This window comes from Brucella sp. (genome assembly GCF_032066345.1).
GTDB lineage: Bacteria > Pseudomonadota > Alphaproteobacteria > Rhizobiales > Rhizobiaceae > Brucella > Brucella pseudogrignonensis.
On the sequence record NZ_DAMBKZ010000018.1, the window covers coordinates 38073 to 56231 of the forward strand.

Consider the following 18159-nt stretch of genomic DNA (forward strand, 5'->3'; position numbering starts at 1 on the left):
ATGGTTCTTCAAACACCAAGACGCTATCAATTGGCTCTCTTGCTGCTCTCAAGCTCTGTGGCCTTCGGCCCGACAGTCGGCTCGGCACAATCAAGGCTGCAAGCTGAAACCCCGGCCCAGGCTCAACCGGCAACCTCGCCACAAACGCAGAGCGAACCCTATCAGGTCGGCCCCAATGATATCCTGCAGATAACGGTCTATGGCCAGCCCGCGCTGACCGGGGTCTTCCCGATCGACGTGGATGGCAATATCGGTTATCCGGTGATTGGAACCATCAATATCAAGGGGCTGACGACAGCGCAGATCAGCGAGAAAATCGGCAACACGCTGTCGCAACACATACCGGGGCTCACCGTCACAGCGTCGATAAGCCAATATGCACCGGTCTTCGTGATGGGCGACGTCAAGGCGCCAGGCAAATATGATTTCCGGCCCGGAATGGTTGCCTTGGAACTAATGGCGCTGGGCGGCGGGGCCGGCAAGGGCGAGGCGCCCGCTGTTACGGCCGGTATGCAGATGATCAGCGCGCAACAGGAATATGCCGATCTGCAAATGCAGATCACTACAACAAATATCCGCAGGGTGCGCCTGAAGGCGGAACTTGACGGCACAGCCTTCGATTATCAATTGCCAGAGTCAACTCCGGCCAATGCGCAGGCCGCATCCCTTAGCCAGCACATGCTTGATGGTGAAAAAACCCTGTTCAACGTCCGCCGCAGCAATCTGGCTGCTGAGCGCGATGCACTGAATGCGCAGTCGGCCAGTTACGGGGATGAAATTCAGACCTTGCAGCAAAGCATCAAACTGCACGATGCAGAAATCCAGCTGCTGCAGGAAAATGTCGAGTCAAGCAAATCACTGGTCGATCGTGGCCTGGCGGCCAAATCCAATCTCCGCGACATGGAGCGCGATCTGTCTGCCACGCGGCGTGACGCGCTTGAACTGGGGTCGTTTTTGGCACGGGCGCGGCAAAACCAGCTCGCCGTTGAGCAGCGGATTGCCAATCTCGAAGAGGCGCGCAGGAGTGAAGCCGCAACCAGCCTACAGGAACTTGATCTCAATATCGCCCGCATGGAACTGCGCAGCAACGCACAGCTGCAAACCATGGCCGAAATTGCCAAGTCCTCCGGCAATATTTCCTCCTCTGACATGCGCCCGAAGCTGCTGTTCACCATCAGCAGGAACATCAATGGCGCCTTCGAGGAAATCAAGGCCGATGAACGCACAAGGATCAGGCCCGGCGACATCCTGCGCATTGAACTTGATCTGAGCAAACTGACCGGCTCTCCCGCGTAAAGCGATGGCAAGCAGCCTCACAAATAGGGTGCCTGCTTCACGCGGGCACCCTTTTATTCGTATCAACGCGCAGTGATCGCAGCCCTGAGAGCATCGGTCTTGCGGTGCGTTCTCGGCTAGTCACTGACCCGAAAACCCGCGCCGGAAGCGTTCAGCTGTTCGTTCAGGCTGCCGCATAATGCGCCTCATCCCGCAACCAGTTCCGGTAGACCTCCCTGATCCCATCGCTAAGATCAATGCGCGGCTTCCATCCCAGAGACCGCATATACATTGTATCGAGTAGCTTGCGCGGGGTCCCATCCGGCTTGCTCAAATCATGTTCCAGTCGGCCTTCAAACCCAACCACCCTGGCAATGATCCGCGCCAGTTCTCCGATCGAGACTTCGTCTCCGGTGCCAATATTGACCGGTTCAAGTCTGTCGCTAAATCGCAGCAGATGGATCAGCGCATCGGCCAGATCATCCACATGGAGAAATTCACGCAATGGCGTGCCACTGCCCCACAATGTGACCTGATCCTTGCCGGCAAGCTTTGCTTCGTGAATGCGTCGCATCAGTGCAGGCACAACATGCGATGTCAGCGGATCGAAATTGTCGTTGGGCCCGTAGAGATTGGTTGGCATTGCCGTCATGAAGTGACGGCCAAATTGTCTTGCGCAGGCCTCAGCATATTTGAGAGCCGCAATCTTGGCAATCGCATAGGCTTCATTGGTCGGCTCCAAAGGCCCCGTCAACAAGGCCTTCTCTGTCATGGGCTGCGGCGCTTCGCGCGGATAAATGCAGCTTGAACCCAGCCATAAAAGCCGCTCCACTCCACAAAGATGCGCTGCGCGAATGATATTGAGTCCGATGGCGAGATTGTCATAGAGAAAATCGGCGGGATATTGCGAATTCGCAAGTATTCCGCCGACCCTGGCTGCAGCCACGATGATGATATCGGGCCTGTGCTGCTCGATGAACGCTTCGGTCGGTGCCTGGCGTGTAAGATCCAGCGCCGCATGGCCAATCGTTAAAACCTCACAATCCTCTGATTTCAGACGTCTGAGAATGGCAGACCCCACCATTCCCGTATGCCCGGCAACAAATATCTTCTTCTTAGCGATCGCGTAAAGCGGGGAGGGAAGGGGTTCAGCCATAAAAGTCATTGCGCCCGACCTCCCGCATGATATTGCGCATATCCCAGTCGACCATTTCTGTGACAAGGTTTTCAAAGCCTGTCGTGTGTTGCCAGCCGAGCCGATCCCTGGCCTTGGAGGCATCGCCGAGCAGGAAATCGACCTCATTTGGCCGGAAATAGCGCGGATCGATCTCAATGAGACATTGACCCGACTTGCGGTCCAATCCAATCTCGTCAATTCCGTCGCCTTGCCATTCGATTTGCTTGTCGACGGCTCTGAACGCCTGTTCGACAAATTCGCGCACCGTGTGTGTTTCACCGGTGGCCAGCACATAATCATCCGGGCTCTCTTGCTGGAGAATGCGCCACATGCCCTCGACATAATCGCGTGCATGCCCCCAGTCACGACGCGCATTCAGATTGCCCAGACGCAATTTGTCCTGAAGCCCTCTTTCGATCGCAGCGACCGCTCGGGTGATCTTGCGTGTTACGAATGTCTCTCCGCGCAGCGGGCTCTCATGATTGAATAAAATGCCATTGGAGGCATGAAATCCATAGGCCTGGCGATAATTGACCGTCGTCCAGTAAGCGTAAAGTTTCGCCGTCGCATAGGGACTGCGCGGTGCAAAGGCCGTCTGTTCGCTCTGCGCCTGCGGTGAGCTGTTGCCAAACAGTTCCGAAGTGGATGCCTGATAAAAACGGCAGCTTTGACTAAGGCCGAGAATCCGCATGGATTCCAGAAGTCTCAGTGTCCCCAGTGCATCGGCATTCGCGGTATATTCCGGGGTCTCAAAACTCACCTGCACATGGCTCTGTGCGCCCAGATTATAGATTTCATCGGGCCGAACCTCCTGGATGACACGACAAAGATTGGTCGCATCCGTGAGGTCGCCGAAATGCAGCTTGAACCGGATATCCTCTTCATGCGGGTCCTGATAAAGATGATCGATGCGCGCGGTATTGAACGACGAGGACCGTCGCTTGAGACCGTGCACCCGGTAGCCCTTGGCGAGCAGAAGCTCACTGAGATAGGCACCGTCCTGCCCTGTCACGCCGATGATCAGTGCTGTCTTTTCCTGCAAGGCCTTCCCTCCGACCAGAGTTTGATCAGGGCATGATAGCGATTTGACGGGGCATCGATACGGCTTCAAAACGGTGAAAACCACCCCGGCCATGTCTGTTTGGATGAGGCCGTGTGGCTGCGCGTTAGCCCTTGTTTCAACCAAAGTGGTAGCCATCCCCTCCGCCGTTCATCTCCCCTATGCCAATGGACTTCTTGCAAATATCCATAGCCTGCAGCCATGCTGGGTAAAACCGGCTCGAGCATAGAAAGCCAAAGACATGCGCGTGGTGCTTGCAAACCGATACTTCTATCCCGATCAGTCGGCGACAAGCCGGATGGTGACAAGCCTTGCCCATCAATTGGTGGCGGAGGGCATTGAGACCATTGTGCTTGCAAGCCGCAGCTATCATGAGAAGGGCAAATCGAGACTGCCCGCGCGCGAAACGATATCAGGGATCAATGTCCACCGGCTCTCCACTTCCGGCTTTGGCCGCAACACGCTTTTGGGGCGAGCGATCGACTACGCCACCTTTCATCTGGCCGCAGCCACCTGGTTCGCCACCCATGCCAGGAAAGATGATATTTGTGTTGTGTGTACCGATCCGCCGCTTCTCTCGGTTTCGACCATTCTGCCGATCCGCCTGCGGCGTGCCCATCTTGTAAACTGGGTCATGGATCTGTTTCCGGAAACTGCCATTGAGCTTGGATTGATCAAGGACAAGACCCTGCCGGGACAATTGAGCCTCTTGTTGCGAAACTGGTCAATGCGGCAGTCGGCCTTGACGATCTGCCCGATTGACCGAATGGCCCGCTTCTTGTCAGCACAAGGAATATCTGCCGACAATCTGGCTGTCGTCCATCACTGGGCCGACAAAAACGAGATCCTGCCCGTCGATCCGCAACAAAATCCGCTGCGGCACGCCTGGGGGCTCGGGGACAAGTTCGTTATTGGCTATTCCGGCAATTTTGGCCGCGCGCATGATTTCCAAACCGTGCTTGATGCGGCAGAGCAGCTGAAAGCCAATCCCGATATTGTGTTCCTGATGATCGGCGAAGGACAGCAGCGTCGCTATGTCGAGGAGGAGGCCAGGCGGCGCGGATTGAGCAATATCGTCATGAAGCCGTTTCAACCCGTCGAGCAACTGTCCGAAAGTCTCGGCGCGGCTGATGTCCATCTGGTTTCGCTTAAACCCGAACTCGAACATTGCATTGTCCCCAGTAAATTCTATGGGGTGCTCGCCGCCGCACGCCCAACCATTTTCATCGGTGATCCGGATGGCGAGATTGCCACTGTCATACGCGATTTCCATTGCGGTGTTTCGCTGTGCCCGGGCGAAGTGGAGATGCTGGTCAGTGCGATCCTGTTGCTTCGTAACTCGCAGTTCAATCGCAAAATGATGGGCAACAATGCGCGCTATCTCATGGAAACCGCCTATTCGCGTGAGTTTGGAGCGGCAGTCTGGCAATCCGCCGTGGGTCGGTTGCTGCGAAAAGAACCATTTCCCGCAATGCCGATCCTGGATCGCCAATTGCAAGCGGAGAAAATGCAATGAACGGTTCGTTCGTCGTCAGCCAGCTCGGCGCGCGCATGCATTACGCCGTGCCGCAAATATTCGCGCAACATCAAAAACTGGCGCATTTCTATACCGATATCTGCGCTGAACAAGGATGGCCACGCCTGCTTGACCGTCTTCCCGCAGCCATTCTACCCGGCGCAGTACGGCGTCTAGTGGGACGTCGCCCAAAGGGGATTCCAAAGGAGAAAATGACGACGTTTCCACGCTTTGGCTTTCACTCCGCCATGCGCAGATTGGCCCATCAGACAGGGCCACAATCCACCGCCAATGCGATCTGGGCGGGAGAAAAATTCGGTACACTTGTGGCCTCGCACGGCTTTCATGGGGCGAGCGGCGTCTATGCGTTTAGTGGCGAAGCCCTTGAACTGCTCACTGCAGCAAAGAGCCAGGGGCTTTGGACCGCGGTTGAACAGATGATTGCGCCGCGCACAGTCGTCGACCAGCTCGTCTGTGAAGAAGAGCTCCTCCACCCGGGTTGGCAGTCGGTCAGTCTGGATGATAAAAACGCGGCAGCCTTTGCGGCGCGCGAACAGGCGGAATGGGCGCTTGCCGATGCGGTGATCTGTCCATCGCAATTTGTGGCCGAGCATGTCATCGCAGCCGGCTGCCGGGAGGAAAAAGTGGTGATCGTTCCCTATGGGGTTGATGACCGGTTTCAGATCGATGCACGCGTCCCCCATTCCGGACCATTGCGGGTTCTGACAGTCGGCGCAGTGGGGCTGAGAAAAGGATCCCCTTATGTCGGCACGCTTGCACGCACACTGGCCGGACAGGTCGAGTTCCGCATGGTTGGACCGATCGATGTGGAAATGCTAGCGCGCGAACAGCTTGCAAAAACTGTCGATCTCACCGGTCCCATTCCACGCAGCGAAATGCGTGCCCAGTTTGAATGGGCCGATGTCTTCTTCCTTCCCTCACTGTGCGAGGGATCTGCGACAGCGTGTTACGAGGCGCTTGGGGCGGGTTTGCCGGTGATCTGCACACCCAATACCGGCAGCGTCGTGCGGCACGGAATCGATGGCTATATCGTGCCAATCCGCGATGTGGTGGTAACGACTGAAGTGTTGCGGCAGTTATCCCAAAATGCTTCCCTGCTCGCCGGGATGCGTGAAAATGCCCGCGCCCGCGCCCGCGATTTCACCGTCGCGCGCTATGGCGAACGACTGGTGGAAGCACTCTCGAAACAACAGAGCAGGCGGATCCTATGAAAATCATCCATATCATCGGTTCGTTTGATCCGGCAAAAGGCGGGCCTCAGGCCGTGGTGGTGCGTCTGGCCGCAGCCCAGGCGGCATTGGGCCATGATGTCACCATCGTCAGCTACAGCGATGATGAGATCGATTATCGTGCGGCGAAAGCAACCGCAGCGATCCCCGGCTTCCAAAACGTGAAAACCTTCATGCTGCCGATGCCCGACCGATATGAGGTGCTGACCGGCCGTCGGGCTGCAAAGGTCCTGTCCGCGATGATTGCTTCCGCCAATTTCGTGCATATGCATGGGGTCTGGGAAACCATTCTTCTGAGAGCCTCCATGCTTTGCCGAAAATATCACGTAGCTTACTGCATCTGCTGCTGTGGCATGCTCGATGTTTGGAGCATGCAACAGAAAAGATGGAAGAAGAGGCTCGCTTTCAATCTGGCCTTTCGACGAATGCTCAATGGTGCAGCCTTCATACAGGCACTCAACCAGGACGAAGCCGATCTGATGCGACCCTTGCGCCTGAGACCACCCGTGGTGATCATAGGAAACGGCATATTTCTTGAGGAAATCGAGACGTCGGAGGGCAAGCCTGCGGCTCTTCCGGATCGGCCCTATATTCTGTTTTTGTCGCGGTTACATTACAAAAAGGGTCTCGATATCCTGGCCGATGCCTTTTGTCAGATTGCAGACCGCTATCCGCAAATCGACCTGGTGGTTGCCGGACCTGACGGCGGTGCGCAGCCCGCGTTTCTCACGGCGATCGGCCAAGCCGGATTGCAGGCGCGCGTCCACCTCACCGGCGCGCTTTATGGGCCGACGAAGATAGCGGCCCTCAGAAATGCCCTTTGTTTCTGCCTGCCCAGTCGTCAGGAAGGATTTAGCGTCGCCATTACCGAAGCCTTGGCCTGCGGTGTTCCAGTCGTTATAACCGATGCGTGTCATTTTCCTGAGGTCGCTGAGGCGAATGCAGGCATTGTCTGCCAGCTGAGCGCGCAGGCAGTGGCGATTGGCCTGACAACTGTCCTGGAAAATCCCGAGCGTGCGGCCGAGATGGGGCAGGCAGGCCTTAAACTTGTGCGTGACAATTATACCTGGCCGCAGATCGCCGCCCAAACAATCAATGCCTATCAACGCTTTGAAAAGGAAAGAACTGGCTCACAGCGTTCCCTGCAGGGTGGGGGAGCATATATCGCGTCCAAGCCGACAGCGCTGTGATCGCTGTCGTCTGCTTTCCGCGACACGCTTTGACAAACAGCGCGAAATGCCGACAAGCGGTAGGTCAGAAGTTTTTAACCACTGCTCCGACGTCGAAGCGGCGATAAGCATTCACCATAACAAAAACCCCGACCAGCGGCCGGGGTTTCAAAGTATGAAGACCATGGAAATCATCGATTCCTGATCTCCAATGAAGTGATGTAGAACACCGCGCCAACAACCAGCAGTGTTGCACAGAGCATCGTTGCGTTCATCCAATCCATTCTGATCCACCTTTCTGCCACAGCGCGTAACAAAGTTAACGATTGGTAAACAAACGCATGACGTCAGATTTGGTTCAGAATGAATTGCTTTCGTTGATCTTGAGCGTGGCTGCTCGTTGATTTGCCTGCTGCGCGCCTGGCCGCAGTTTGCTCATTGCTTGATCAGATTCTATTTTCGGTCACGTTCTGTCCAGGCCGTGAAGGCGATGACGATCAACCAGGATGCAGAAATAGCAGTAATGAACCAGCTCATGTTTTGTCCTCTGACGCCTAAACACTCAGAGCGGTAAAAGGTTCAAGCTGGATGCAAACAAAAGCCCGGCGGGGTGCCCTGCGGGGGCCCTGTCCAGAGTAAAAAATTCCTGCTTATGGGCGCTTTGTCTGTCCGTGTAGCTGTGCAGCCATGTAACCACGCTACTTTGTGGAATGACTTTGCGTGCGCACGCATTTTTTACGTCACCGTATTTCTGTTGGCAGCGATATCCCCATCGCCCCTAAACTCCGAACCAGGCTTCTTTTCGATCATGCGACAGGCCAGTTCCGCCAATTGATCGCGATCACGCAATCCGCTCCTGTGAAGCCTGATGATGGTCTCGGCCAATCTCGCTTCATCGTAGTCCCGGCCTTTTTCGGCAAGCATGATGGCTGCATGCGAGAAGCAGTGCCGGAGTTCTTCGACTTCTTCCGGAGAGTAGACCTGGCTGGTTATACTGAACAATGGCATCTTATACTCCCGACGTCTTACGGAAAGAGTTTTCATAATGGCATTGAGCTGCGAAGTCGTATCTTGCGACAGGCTTCGACGAAGATCAAGTCTAAACAGACCAACCTCGCCCTCAGGCAACGACCCAGCGTCCGTATCGACCGGCTTTGCGTGATTTCAGGCAGATATCGCCCATCACATGCGGTTTCCTGCGCGGACCAAATCGCGTGACCCGCGAGTAAACCGGCGATGCGGGACGTGTTGGTTCTGGACCCGGTGCATCAGTCCGTGGTAAAACCCGTAGCAGTGCCTGATCGGGAACATTGAGATTAAATAGTCTTGATCCTTCTGCAGTGAAATGAAACGAGCAGCAGTTTTGCAATGTGGTTGCTCTGTCTGCCGGGTTGAGGGAAGTGCCGGCCGACCCGTTCTCGCTCCGATGGGCGATGCACAGGCGCTGTTTCCTGACCTGTCAGATACAAAGCGCCAAAGCTTTTGATACCGTTCTCAGACCTGCAATTGTTACACCGCTCGCTTGGGGCAATGCGATCAAAAAAGCCCGAAAAGCGGTCGGTCAGACTGCAGATCAGGCGATATGACGGGCCTTGAAGACGGCCGCGACAGGCCGGGTGATGCGATTTAAGCCAGCGGAGGACTTTTCCTCTGTGCGTTGCCGGCAATCAAGTGAAGGTTTGTTACTGTTCTCAAGGAGAAGGCAGTATGATCCGATTGGGTAAAAGCTATCAGCACTTCAGCCGCGCGGGCGGATGCGCCTGCTCAAGCCCTATGCTGCAGAAGATCTCCACCCGGCTGGATCGGCTGTCGCGAAGACACTTCCTTGCAGGCGCTGCAGCCGCTGCCGCGGCAATTCTCACCGCAGACCAAGCTCTGGCACAGCGAGAGAAAATTCTCCTCACCCATGTCCGTCTTTTCGATGGGAAGTCTGACAGCCTGCGACCGGGCATTCAGGTTCTCATCGAAGGAAACCGGATCGCCTCGGTTGATGCAGCCAACAATCCGCCACCCGAGGGCGCGCGGGTCATCGACTGCGGCGATCGTGTGCTCATGCCCGGTCTGATTGACGCCCATTGGCATGCGGTCTACGCCGCCGTGCCGCTGCCGGTTTTGATGGAGGGCGATCCAGGCATGATCTTTGCCGCCTCGACCGCAGAGGCCGAACGCACGCTTCTGCGCGGCTTTACCACAATTCGCGATCTTGGTGGCCCGACATTCTCCTTCAAGCGAGCGATCGACAATGGCCTGATACCTGGCCCCCGGATATTTCCATCCGGCGCGATGATCACCACCACCGGTGGTCATGGTGATTTGCGCCTGCCCACGGAAATTCCACGCGATGGCGGCCGATTGAGCACCTCGGAATTAATGGGTGCTGCGGCGATCGTCGACGATACCGGAGATCTTAAATTGCGGGTGCGCGAGCAGTTGCTGCAGGGCGCTTCACAAATCAAGATTGTCGCCGGCGGTGGCGTGTCGTCGCCGCGCAGTCCCCTTGACATGTCCACCTTCAGTGAAGACGAAATACGTGCGGCCGTCGAGGTTGCGAAAGACTGGAACACCTACGTCACCGTTCATGCCTATGCTTCCAATACGGTTGAAAGATCTTTGCGGGCAGGCGTTTCCTGCGTGGAACACGGCCACCTCATAGACGAGCGGACCGCACGGATGATCGCTGAAAAGGATGTCTGGCTCAGTACCCAGCCTTTCCTCACCACTGCGGATGCTGCCCCACAAACCGGGCCCAGTGCAGAGCGGATAAAGCAGCTTTTCGCCGGCACCCCGGCGCTCTATCAGCTCGCCCGCAAATATGCGATCAAGACAGCCTGGGGATCCGACGTCCTGTTTTCACCCGAGATGACGCCACGCCAGAACTTCATGCTCACCCATCTAAGCCAGTGGTATACAAATGCGCAGGTGCTTCAGGCAGCCACATCGGTCAATGCCGATCTGCTCGCACTCTCCAATCTGCGCAATCCCTATCCCGGCCGATTAGGGGTTGTCGAACAAGGTGCGTTTGCTGATCTGCTGTTGCTCGGCGAGAATCCGCTCGATGATATCCATGTGCTCGAAAGACCGGCGCAAACCCTGCTGCTGGTTATCAAGGACGGACAAATCTTCAAGAATACGCTGCCAAGCTAACGTGATTCAGACGATCGCAGCATGGAGGTCAAATGGCCAAGCGGAGCAATGCAGCGCTCAATCTGATCGCGGCCAGCATGCTGATAGCACTGCTTTATTATGGACGAACTCTATTGGCGCCGGTGGCCTTTGCGTTGTTTATCATCATGCTGGTCTGGCCGGTTCAGCGCGCTCTTGCTTCAACCCTTAACCCTGCACTGACCCTGCTGATCAGTTTTGTCCTGGTTCTTGGCGTTCTGCTGGGCTTTGGATGGCTGATGGCTTGGACAGTCGGCCAGGTTGGACGCCGCATCGCCAGTGATGCAACCACCTATCAATTCCTCTACCAGCAGTTCCGAGCCTGGCTCGAGGCGCATGGCATTGCTGCCTCGCTTTTGTGGTCAGACAATTTCAACATCACCACAACATTGCGAATGCTGCAAACAGTCTCGCTGCAACTGCGCAATATATTCAGCTTCTGGCTGATCGCTCTGGTCTATGTGCTCCTGGGGCTCGCTGAAATTGACGAGTTTCGCGCCCGGATCAATAGGTTGAACAATCAACAGGCCGTGGTTTCCTTCCTGCGCGCAAGCAAAGCTGCAGCCGCCAAAATTCGCTTCTATATGCTGCTGAGAACGGCAATGAGCCTTGCAACCGGGGTCTTCGTCTGGCTGCTCACCCGTCTGCTTGGCTTGCCTTTTGCCGAGACCTGGGGGTTTGTTGCCTTCATCCTCAATTTCATTCCGTTTCTCGGTCCTTTGATCGCCACACTCCTCATCACAGCCTTCGCCTTCACTCAATGGGGCGACTGGCGATGGGGCCTTTTCCTCTTCTTGGGCTTGAACGCCATCCAGTCCATCATCGGCAGTGTGATCGAACCACGCCTGACCGGACGAACGCTTGCCCTGTCACCGCTTGCAACATTGTTCTCGGTATTCGCCTGGGCCGCAATCTGGGGCGTGTTCGGTGCCTTCATCGGAGTTCCAGTGACCATTGTCATTCTCACCTTCTGCGCGCACCATGCCAACACGAGCCCAATTGCCGAACTCTTTGGCTTCCCGCGCGCAACTGGTGGCGAGGAAAAAAGCAACTGACACTGCAAATCTTTGTTTTGACCCCCGGCGATCGGCATCGGGCACGAAACTCGACGATCTCTTTTGGCTGCTTGCAATTGCAGGCAAGATTTCCGCGCGTCGTGCTCTTGATTAACTGGCTGCCAATGTCGAGGCGCAAACTCCGCTGATGCGATCAGCAATCCGTCTGCGCAGTTTCGCTCGCTTTGTGGCGTGGTCGAACCGGCTTCGCCGGGTTGCCCGCATAAACCATCCAGGGCTCGAGATCACGGAAGCTCACCGCTCGGGCGCCAAGCACTGCGCCTTCTGCGACATTCACCCCCGGACCGACAAACGCTTCCGCTGCAATCCACGCGCAGGGCCCAAGACGGATGGGTGCGGCGGTCAGGGGAAAATCGTGACGGTCAATATTGTGACCGGCCGTGCAAAGATGAGCGCCTTGGGAAACGATCGCATAGGGGGAAAATGTGATCGGAGCGACGTTGTAACAGATCGCAGCCGGGCCGAGCGAGGAATGCGCATCCATGATCAGGTTGCCAGGCCACCATATACGGGCGCTTCCACGCACAATGGCCGTCTTATGAATGCTGGCACCAAAACAACGCAGGATCAGGCCGCGCCAACGCCACAGAAAGGAAGGTGTCCAGGCGGCGAGAAGCAACCATGTCATTTGCCAGATGAGGCGAAAGACCCGGTGTTGCAGTGTAAAGGTCGCCTCCCCCTGCAAAGGGCTGGACGAAGCCATTCTTCCGGCTATCACAGCCGAGGGGGAGCGCGTTGCAGGAGACATTCAGTTCAACCCTTCCAGGATTTGCGTTTGAGGCCGATGGCGCTGCAACGGTGTCGGTAGGCGGACCGAGCTGTTGCGGATCCGGCAAAGTGACAGGACGGGGATCAGAAAGATCGCCATATGGATCCAAACTGGAATAACCCAGTCCGTCTGATGCGAGATTGCATGCATCGCCGGCACGATCGACAGCATATAGACAAGTTGACCCAGCATCTCGCCGGCCATCGCTGTCTCCCACAGACGACGCATGACCCAGGCGAGAAGCAAGAACTTCAAGGCACCAAAATACCAAAATGATCCGAAGGCGTCGACAAGACCTGTTTCGGTCGTGCCAGTGAGAGGGTTGTAATCGCGGCTTGGCTTGGGGGTGTCGAACTGCAGGGCATCTTTCAGCTTCGATCCCACCAATTGCGCGGGCACAAAAGTGAAGACGACACGGTTCCAGTGAAACTTGCCATAATCAAACTCCAACCGACGATCAATCTCGTCGATGCGCTGAACGGCATTGCGCATTTCCAGACCGCCACGCTCAAGTGTTTCATTGAAGTTTTCGGCGTAATCGATCTCCATAATCTCGTTGAGAACAAAACCCGAAGCAGCGCGGGTGATCTGGCGATAGTCGCCCATGCTTGTCATCAGAAAAGTGCCTGCGAGGATGCCCAGTGCCATCAAGACGCGCGGAACAACCCATCGGCGGTAGAACCACAAGGAAAGCAGGATCATCAGAAGAAGTTGGATCGCCTCCGCCCGTTTGCCAGTCACCAGAATGCGATCAAGATAAAACACCAGGTCAAAACCAATAATCGCCAGCGCGATCCACGAGGGCCGGCGGGCAAAGCACAACAGCGCTATCGCCAGTCCATAAGGCATCAGCTGAGCAAAGAACAGGTAGACAACAGGCATGCCCGTCATCTGCATTCCAATGGAAACCTCGCCCGGCAAGCGGCTCAAGAGATAATAGAATGCTGCGCCGAATGCCGACAGGGCCGCTGCAGCCCACACAAGCCGCCTTTCACTGAAGCTCATGCTCAGAAAGGCAATCGGACGCTTGGTCAGACGCCACCCCAAGGCCAGCATGGCAAGGGACAAAATCCCCATGATCATCGTCTTGGCATAGGCGCCCGATGGCAGGAACTGGTCATGGGCCAGGGCGGGTACCTGCGGAAGCAGAAAGCCAAACGTCATCACACCAGCGAGGAAAGGGAACTGATACATCCGTTGCGCGGAAAGCAGCAGGCCCCCGGCCATCAAGCTCATCACCAATCCGACAAAGATCCATGTCAAAGCAAGCGTCATCCCTTGCTCCCTTGCAATGCGCAGACGCTCGCGATCTCTGCTGCCCGATCCTTTGTGACAAGATTGGAGGGCAGGATACGACCTGATGCCAGATACCATCCGAGCTTGGCATATTCTTTTGCAATCAGTTCCAGATCGGCGGATGTCGGCGGGAAGCCCATCGGCGTGCTCTCAACCCCTATGGGCGATGAACTGAAATGCATTTGCGGGCAGACGGAACGGAAGCTGGCGATGGCGCGGCGCGAATGATACCAGTTGGTGACAATGACCGCATTTCGCGCCCGTATCCGTCGCATCACGGCTGCCGAATAATAAGCATTCTGCCATGTGCTACCGGATTGACACTCGACCAGTATAGCCGATGGATTGACACCATCGCGTATCATGATCTGCTTGTTAAACAGGCAGTCGCCATCCCCGGTAATCAGAATAAGTGGCGAGCGTCCTTGCTTCCAGAGCCGCGCTGCCTGCGCCGCGCGTGGCGGTCCGTCGCCGCCCGGAACGACGATCACGTCGGCCCTGCTTCCGTCATCTGGCAAGGTGAGCACGGCATCGCTGTAAAACAGCGCCGCAAGGCTGATCAGCAAAGCGCAAGGCAGCAGAAGCAAAGCCATCATACCATACGCCGCTCGGCTTGCTGGTTGCTCAGGCCCGGACGAATGGCGTCTCCTGAAACCTGCAGTCTGCTTTGCCGCCGTTCCTCCATCTTGACGATGATCATGAACTCATAGGCGGCAAGCAACCGGCAATAAAGATAACCCGGTTTTCCATCCAGGAAGCCACCACGCAAAAGATACATGTAAACAAAACGCAAGCTAGGTCTGAATGGCATATGATAGGAAAGCGATTTCAGCGCCCGCCGTCTCGGCTCAGGCTTCAGCGAGAAAAAGCCACGCCAATCGATTTTACGTTCCAATTGGCGATTTGAGGATAGATCCGCTTCCACTGTCGAATAGCGGTTGTGTTTGTCGTACCAGGCCTCAAGACCCTTGTTGAAGCTGTAATGGATGAAATGCGCCTTCAATTCACCTTCAGCGCCGCCGCTCGCCCGCGAGTGAACAGAGCGCTCAAACCGAACCCGGTCGGGGCGCACAAGACGGGTGATCCAGGTCGGATAAAGACTGGCATGCTTGATCCAGCGACCCATGAACATGTTCTTGTAGCGCGCCTTGAAAAATACCTCCGGCCGCGTCGGATCTGAGGTGATCGCCAGCATCTCTGTTTTTAGATCATCAGGCGTGATTTCATCAGCATCGGGCGTATAGACCCAAGCATGTTTGAACTCTATCTCGGTAAGACCATACATGCGCTGACGGTCTTCGCTGTCATAAGCGCGCTGATAAACCCGCGCGCCGCGCGCCCGGGCGATTTCAACAGTGCGATCGTCGCTGAATGAATCCAGCACCACAATATCATCGCACCAGTCAAGGCTGTCCAGGCAGGCGCCCAGATTGACTTCTTCATTGCGTGTCATGATCAGAACGGAAAGCGTCATGAAGTTGCCCCTGGCATGGTAATGTTGGTTTTGGTTGCCGGAACTGCGTCCGCGGCCATTCCACTTGCTGGCAAGATCGGATGCAGACCCTTTCGCGTGCGGAAGACAAGAAGACTGTGCGCGCCGAGCGGCAGCACCATCGCCAGCAACATCGCCCATGCCGACGCCTCCAGCGCGATCGCTGCAGCGGCGATGGCACCTGAAACAAGGCTCAGGCCCCCGATCGCCAAAGCTGCTTGTCCGGGCGACAGGCCCTGGTCGAGCAGCAGATGGTGCAAATGTTGCCGGTCAGGCGAGAACGGGCTTTTGCGTGCCCAGAGGCGGCGAATGATCAGGCTCAACGTATCGGTGACGGGTACAATCACCACCCAGAGAAGGATCGGGAAGGCCGATGCGCCGTGTCGGTTTGCGAGCAGAAGAATAGTGCCCGCAAGCGCTGCGCCAAGCACAGTGCTGCCGCCGTCCCCGAGAAACAGACTGGCTTTGCGCCGCCAGGGGTGGCGCATGTTGAAGATCAGAAAGCCGGCACAGGCCGATGAGAGGATCAGTGACTGAATGCCGAGACGGTCCTCAGAAAGTCCGAAGCTGATCACCGCGAGCCAGAAAAAAGCCACAGCACTGGCAAATCCCGCCAGTCCATCAATGCCATCACTCATGTTGACCGCGTTAACCAGACCGATGATGAAGGTGAGAGCGATAAAGACGAACAGCGGACCGGTGAGGAGGTCACCGAGCAGTTCGGCAGGCGCAGCCGCCAGGCTGTCGCTCGCGCTCTGACCAAGACCCAGATGAATCTGCTTTATGCCGGTGAGACCAATGATCAGAAAGGCTGCCAGCAATTGCAGTGCAAGCCGTGGCGCGACAGGCAGATCAAAGCGATCGTCGACCACGCCGGTCATCAGGATCAGAAACAGGCCAGGCAGCAGCGCGATCGCATTGGCGGGCCCTGTCATCATTGGAGCGAGCGGTGCTGCGATCAGGAAGGCAAGGAAAATAGCAATCCCACCACATAGCGGAACGTTGCCATCATGCCTCTTGCGCGCATTGGGAATGTCAACGAGATACCATTCCCGTGCCAGTCCGCGAAAGCCGAGGCAAAAGACGACCGTCATGCCAAATGCCAAGAGCGTGGTCCAGAAAAGACTTGTCATTTCTTCTCCCATGCGCGTTCAAGCGAAATCTTCCTTTGTTCTAGCTGGTCGAGCCCGCCTCTACGACTTGGCTTAAGAGCGTGTGCCTTACGCCTTTCAGATAAGGGCTTAACCCAAGGTCCAGATTTTCCCGCAAGCGCAAGTCTTTATCCTGCTGCGCCAGGATGGGAGCGCATTGACCGCGCCTCAAATGTCCTGGGGGGAACGAAAATCTTGAGGAATCCAACACCAACACTGTCGACAAGAACGCTGTCCGACATCCACGCAGGCGCAGGATCATGAGTGGCGCACGCAGAGGCTTCCTCATGGCGGTGCTCGAGCAATATGCCGGCCTGATTTTCAATTTTGTGACCGTCATCGCAGTTTCGCGTTTTCTCGGTCCGGCAGAGACCGGTGCCGGTGTGGTCGGTTTGAGCATTGCTGCGATCGTGTTTTCCCTGCGCGAGTTTGCCAGTCCGGAATTTCTGATCCGTCTCGAGACAATAGATGACCGCGATATTCGGACCTCGATGACGTTTCTGATGCTGGTGACCCTCCTTTTATCGAGCGGGTTGTATCTGGCGCGCGATTATTTCGCGCTTACCTATCACGATGCTTCCTTGCTGCTTTTTCTCGACATCACCATCTTAGCGGCAATCGTCGAAAGCCTGTCTTTGCCGGTCGTCGCTTTGTTAAGGCGTGAAATGGCATTCGGCATGCTGGCGCGTATCCGTACCGCCGGGTCTGGCTTTGGCGCTCTGGTCACAATTGCCATGGCCTGGCTTGGATTTGGGCACATGTGCTTCGCCTTCGGATTGCTGGCCAGCGCGCTGACGACCACAGGTCTCGCATTGACAATCTATCCGCTCGGACGCCTGCTCAAACCCTCACTGCACAGCATCAACACCGCAATGCGCTTTGGGATCTATCTCGGCGGAAATGCCGGATTGAACAAGATTTGCGAAACGTTTCCCCATTTGATGCTCGGTCGCTTCATGCCGATCGCATCGGTGGGGATTTACAATCGCGCCAATACAGTGAGCGGTCTGCCGGATCGTATCTTCCTGTCTGCAGTCTTCACCGTTGCCTTCCCGATGCTCTCCGCCCATGCGCGCGCCGGAGGCGATATCAGCCGCGCCTATATTCGCGCGCTTTCCTATATTTCCGTCGTCTACTGGCCTGCGCAGATTCTTCTCGCGCTTCTGGCCTATCCTGCGGTGGAGATCATTCTCGGCCCCGGCTGGTCAGAGGCAGCCCTGATCGTGGCCATCACAAGTCTGGCAAGCCTCTTCTGGTTTCCAGTCATTCTGACCTATCCGCTTCTGATGGCGCTGGGCGCCAATCGGGAAGCCTTCATCTCCAACCTCATCGCCCGGTCCGTTGCCACCGCCATTCTTTGCCTGGCTGCATTCCATGGCTTGCTGGCGGTCGCACTCAGTCAGTTCATCAGCCTGCCCTTCCAGATGATCATAGCCATTGTCTATGTCCGGAAACACGTTGCCTTTTCCTACCGGGTGCTGGCAATCGCGCTCCTGCGCAGCGCATTCGTCACCCTGTTTGCGCTTTTAGGACCCTTCGCAATGGTTGCGGCAAATGGGTTCGGTGTTGGGATGGCTTTCACAAAGGCGTTGCTCATCGGCCTTCTCGCAGTCGCGGGGTGGCTCGTGGCGTTGCTGGTTAGCCGTCATCCGTTCAGCGATGAACTGCGAGCGGTGTTTCGCCCGGTTGTCATACGGCTCAAAGCGCGATTTGGCCGCAGGGCGCCCGCATGGTCCAAGCTCTCAGAACCCGCAGAATGAGGCCTG

General features: G+C 56.4%; 15 protein-coding genes. 7 read left to right on the forward strand and 8 right to left on the reverse strand.

What is annotated here, in order from left to right:
• Entirely contained in the window at nucleotides 1–1296 is a 1296-nt protein-coding gene (locus RT142_RS19040) for a polysaccharide biosynthesis/export family protein (RefSeq protein WP_171380602.1), read from the forward strand.
• Between the two features lie 163 nt (nucleotides 1297–1459).
• On the opposite strand, the gene RT142_RS19045 is transcribed toward RT142_RS19040, so the two are convergent.
• Nucleotides 1460–2440 carry a GDP-L-fucose synthase family protein gene (locus RT142_RS19045; RefSeq protein WP_171380238.1) on the reverse strand — a complete coding sequence of 327 codons (981 nt, stop codon included), beginning with the start codon at nucleotides 2438–2440 and terminating at the stop codon, nucleotides 1460–1462.
• Entirely contained in the window at nucleotides 2424–3494 is a 1071-nt protein-coding gene (gmd, locus tag RT142_RS19050) for a GDP-mannose 4,6-dehydratase (protein WP_171380601.1), read from the reverse strand. Before gmd ends, RT142_RS19045 begins: the two co-directional genes overlap by 17 nt.
• Nucleotides 3495–3753: 259 nt before the next feature.
• Here gmd and RT142_RS19055 point away from each other — a divergent pair, with 259 nt between their 5' ends.
• Genes RT142_RS19055 through RT142_RS19065 form a run of 3 tightly spaced genes read left to right on the forward strand, consistent with a single transcriptional unit; the run spans nucleotide 3754 to nucleotide 7468 of the window.
• Complete coding sequence (locus RT142_RS19055; RefSeq protein ID WP_313030740.1) at nucleotides 3754–5028, forward strand: glycosyltransferase family 4 protein; 1275 nt, start codon at nucleotides 3754–3756, stop codon at nucleotides 5026–5028.
• Nucleotides 5025–6260: a glycosyltransferase family 4 protein gene (locus RT142_RS19060; protein ID WP_171380236.1), complete on the forward strand. Its 1236-nt coding sequence runs from the start codon at nucleotides 5025–5027 to the stop codon at nucleotides 6258–6260. The genes RT142_RS19055 and RT142_RS19060 overlap by 4 nt, the downstream gene beginning before the upstream one ends.
• Nucleotides 6257–7468 (forward strand): glycosyltransferase, encoded by a 1212-nt coding sequence (locus tag RT142_RS19065; RefSeq protein WP_171380235.1) that lies wholly within the window; start codon nucleotides 6257–6259, stop codon nucleotides 7466–7468. Before RT142_RS19060 ends, RT142_RS19065 begins: the two co-directional genes overlap by 4 nt.
• 714 nt (nucleotides 7469–8182) lie before the next feature.
• On the opposite strand, the gene RT142_RS19070 is transcribed toward RT142_RS19065, so the two are convergent.
• Entirely contained in the window at nucleotides 8183–8455 is a 273-nt protein-coding gene (locus RT142_RS19070) for a hypothetical protein (RefSeq protein WP_171380234.1), read from the reverse strand.
• Nucleotides 8456–9154: 699 nt separating this feature from the next.
• Between RT142_RS19070 and RT142_RS19075 the strand changes: the two genes are divergently transcribed.
• Both RT142_RS19075 and RT142_RS19080 read left to right on the forward strand, forming a co-directional pair.
• On the forward strand, nucleotides 9155–10591 hold the full coding sequence (locus RT142_RS19075; protein ID WP_171380233.1) for a metal-dependent hydrolase family protein: 1437 nt from the start codon (nucleotides 9155–9157) through the stop codon (nucleotides 10589–10591).
• Between the two features lie 32 nt (nucleotides 10592–10623).
• Nucleotides 10624–11664: an AI-2E family transporter gene (locus RT142_RS19080; RefSeq protein ID WP_171380232.1), complete on the forward strand. Its 1041-nt coding sequence runs from the start codon at nucleotides 10624–10626 to the stop codon at nucleotides 11662–11664.
• Between the two features lie 154 nt (nucleotides 11665–11818).
• On the opposite strand, the gene RT142_RS19085 is transcribed toward RT142_RS19080, so the two are convergent.
• From RT142_RS19085 to RT142_RS19105, 5 genes are read right to left on the reverse strand one after another with little or no spacing between them, the layout of a single operon-like run.
• Nucleotides 11819–12433 carry a putative colanic acid biosynthesis acetyltransferase gene (locus RT142_RS19085; RefSeq protein WP_171380231.1) on the reverse strand — a complete coding sequence of 205 codons (615 nt, stop codon included), beginning with the start codon at nucleotides 12431–12433 and terminating at the stop codon, nucleotides 11819–11821.
• Entirely contained in the window at nucleotides 12434–13729 is a 1296-nt protein-coding gene (locus RT142_RS19090) for a hypothetical protein (protein WP_313030746.1), read from the reverse strand.
• Nucleotides 13726–14343: a YdcF family protein gene (locus RT142_RS19095; protein WP_171380600.1), complete on the reverse strand. Its 618-nt coding sequence runs from the start codon at nucleotides 14341–14343 to the stop codon at nucleotides 13726–13728. The genes RT142_RS19090 and RT142_RS19095 overlap by 4 nt, the downstream gene beginning before the upstream one ends.
• Nucleotides 14343–15224: a glycosyltransferase family 2 protein gene (locus tag RT142_RS19100; protein WP_171380229.1), complete on the reverse strand. Its 882-nt coding sequence runs from the start codon at nucleotides 15222–15224 to the stop codon at nucleotides 14343–14345. Before RT142_RS19100 ends, RT142_RS19095 begins: the two co-directional genes overlap by 1 nt.
• A complete protein-coding gene (locus tag RT142_RS19105; RefSeq protein ID WP_171380228.1) occupies nucleotides 15221–16375 on the reverse strand; it encodes a glycosyltransferase family 4 protein in 1155 nt (384 codons plus the stop codon). The genes RT142_RS19100 and RT142_RS19105 overlap by 4 nt, the downstream gene beginning before the upstream one ends.
• 278 nt (nucleotides 16376–16653) lie before the next feature.
• Between RT142_RS19105 and RT142_RS19110 the strand changes: the two genes are divergently transcribed.
• Entirely contained in the window at nucleotides 16654–18153 is a 1500-nt protein-coding gene (locus RT142_RS19110; protein WP_171380227.1) for an oligosaccharide flippase family protein, read from the forward strand.
• The last annotated feature ends 6 nt before the right edge of the window (nucleotides 18154–18159 follow it).

Excerpts from the sequence above, each read along its gene's own strand:
- RT142_RS19040 (WP_171380602.1), top strand. The coding sequence starts at position 1 with ATGGTTCTTCAAACACCAAGACGCTATCAATTGGCTCTCTTGCTGCTC.
- RT142_RS19045 (WP_171380238.1), bottom strand. The coding sequence starts at position 2,440 with ATGACTTTTATGGCTGAACCCCTTCCCTCCCCGCTTTACGCGATCGCT.
- RT142_RS19055 (WP_313030740.1), top strand. The coding sequence starts at position 3,754 with ATGCGCGTGGTGCTTGCAAACCGATACTTCTATCCCGATCAGTCGGCG.
- RT142_RS19060 (WP_171380236.1), top strand. The coding sequence starts at position 5,025 with ATGAACGGTTCGTTCGTCGTCAGCCAGCTCGGCGCGCGCATGCATTAC.
- RT142_RS19065 (WP_171380235.1), top strand. The coding sequence starts at position 6,257 with ATGAAAATCATCCATATCATCGGTTCGTTTGATCCGGCAAAAGGCGGG.
- RT142_RS19070 (WP_171380234.1), bottom strand. The coding sequence starts at position 8,455 with ATGCCATTGTTCAGTATAACCAGCCAGGTCTACTCTCCGGAAGAAGTC.
- RT142_RS19075 (WP_171380233.1), top strand. The coding sequence starts at position 9,155 with ATGATCCGATTGGGTAAAAGCTATCAGCACTTCAGCCGCGCGGGCGGA.
- RT142_RS19080 (WP_171380232.1), top strand. The coding sequence starts at position 10,624 with ATGGCCAAGCGGAGCAATGCAGCGCTCAATCTGATCGCGGCCAGCATG.
- RT142_RS19085 (WP_171380231.1), bottom strand. The coding sequence starts at position 12,433 with ATGTCTCCTGCAACGCGCTCCCCCTCGGCTGTGATAGCCGGAAGAATG.
- RT142_RS19090 (WP_313030746.1), bottom strand. The coding sequence starts at position 13,729 with ATGACGCTTGCTTTGACATGGATCTTTGTCGGATTGGTGATGAGCTTG.
- RT142_RS19095 (WP_171380600.1), bottom strand. The coding sequence starts at position 14,343 with ATGGCTTTGCTTCTGCTGCCTTGCGCTTTGCTGATCAGCCTTGCGGCG.
- RT142_RS19100 (WP_171380229.1), bottom strand. The coding sequence starts at position 15,224 with ATGACGCTTTCCGTTCTGATCATGACACGCAATGAAGAAGTCAATCTG.
- RT142_RS19105 (WP_171380228.1), bottom strand. The coding sequence starts at position 16,375 with ATGACAAGTCTTTTCTGGACCACGCTCTTGGCATTTGGCATGACGGTC.
- RT142_RS19110 (WP_171380227.1), top strand. The coding sequence starts at position 16,654 with ATGAGTGGCGCACGCAGAGGCTTCCTCATGGCGGTGCTCGAGCAATAT.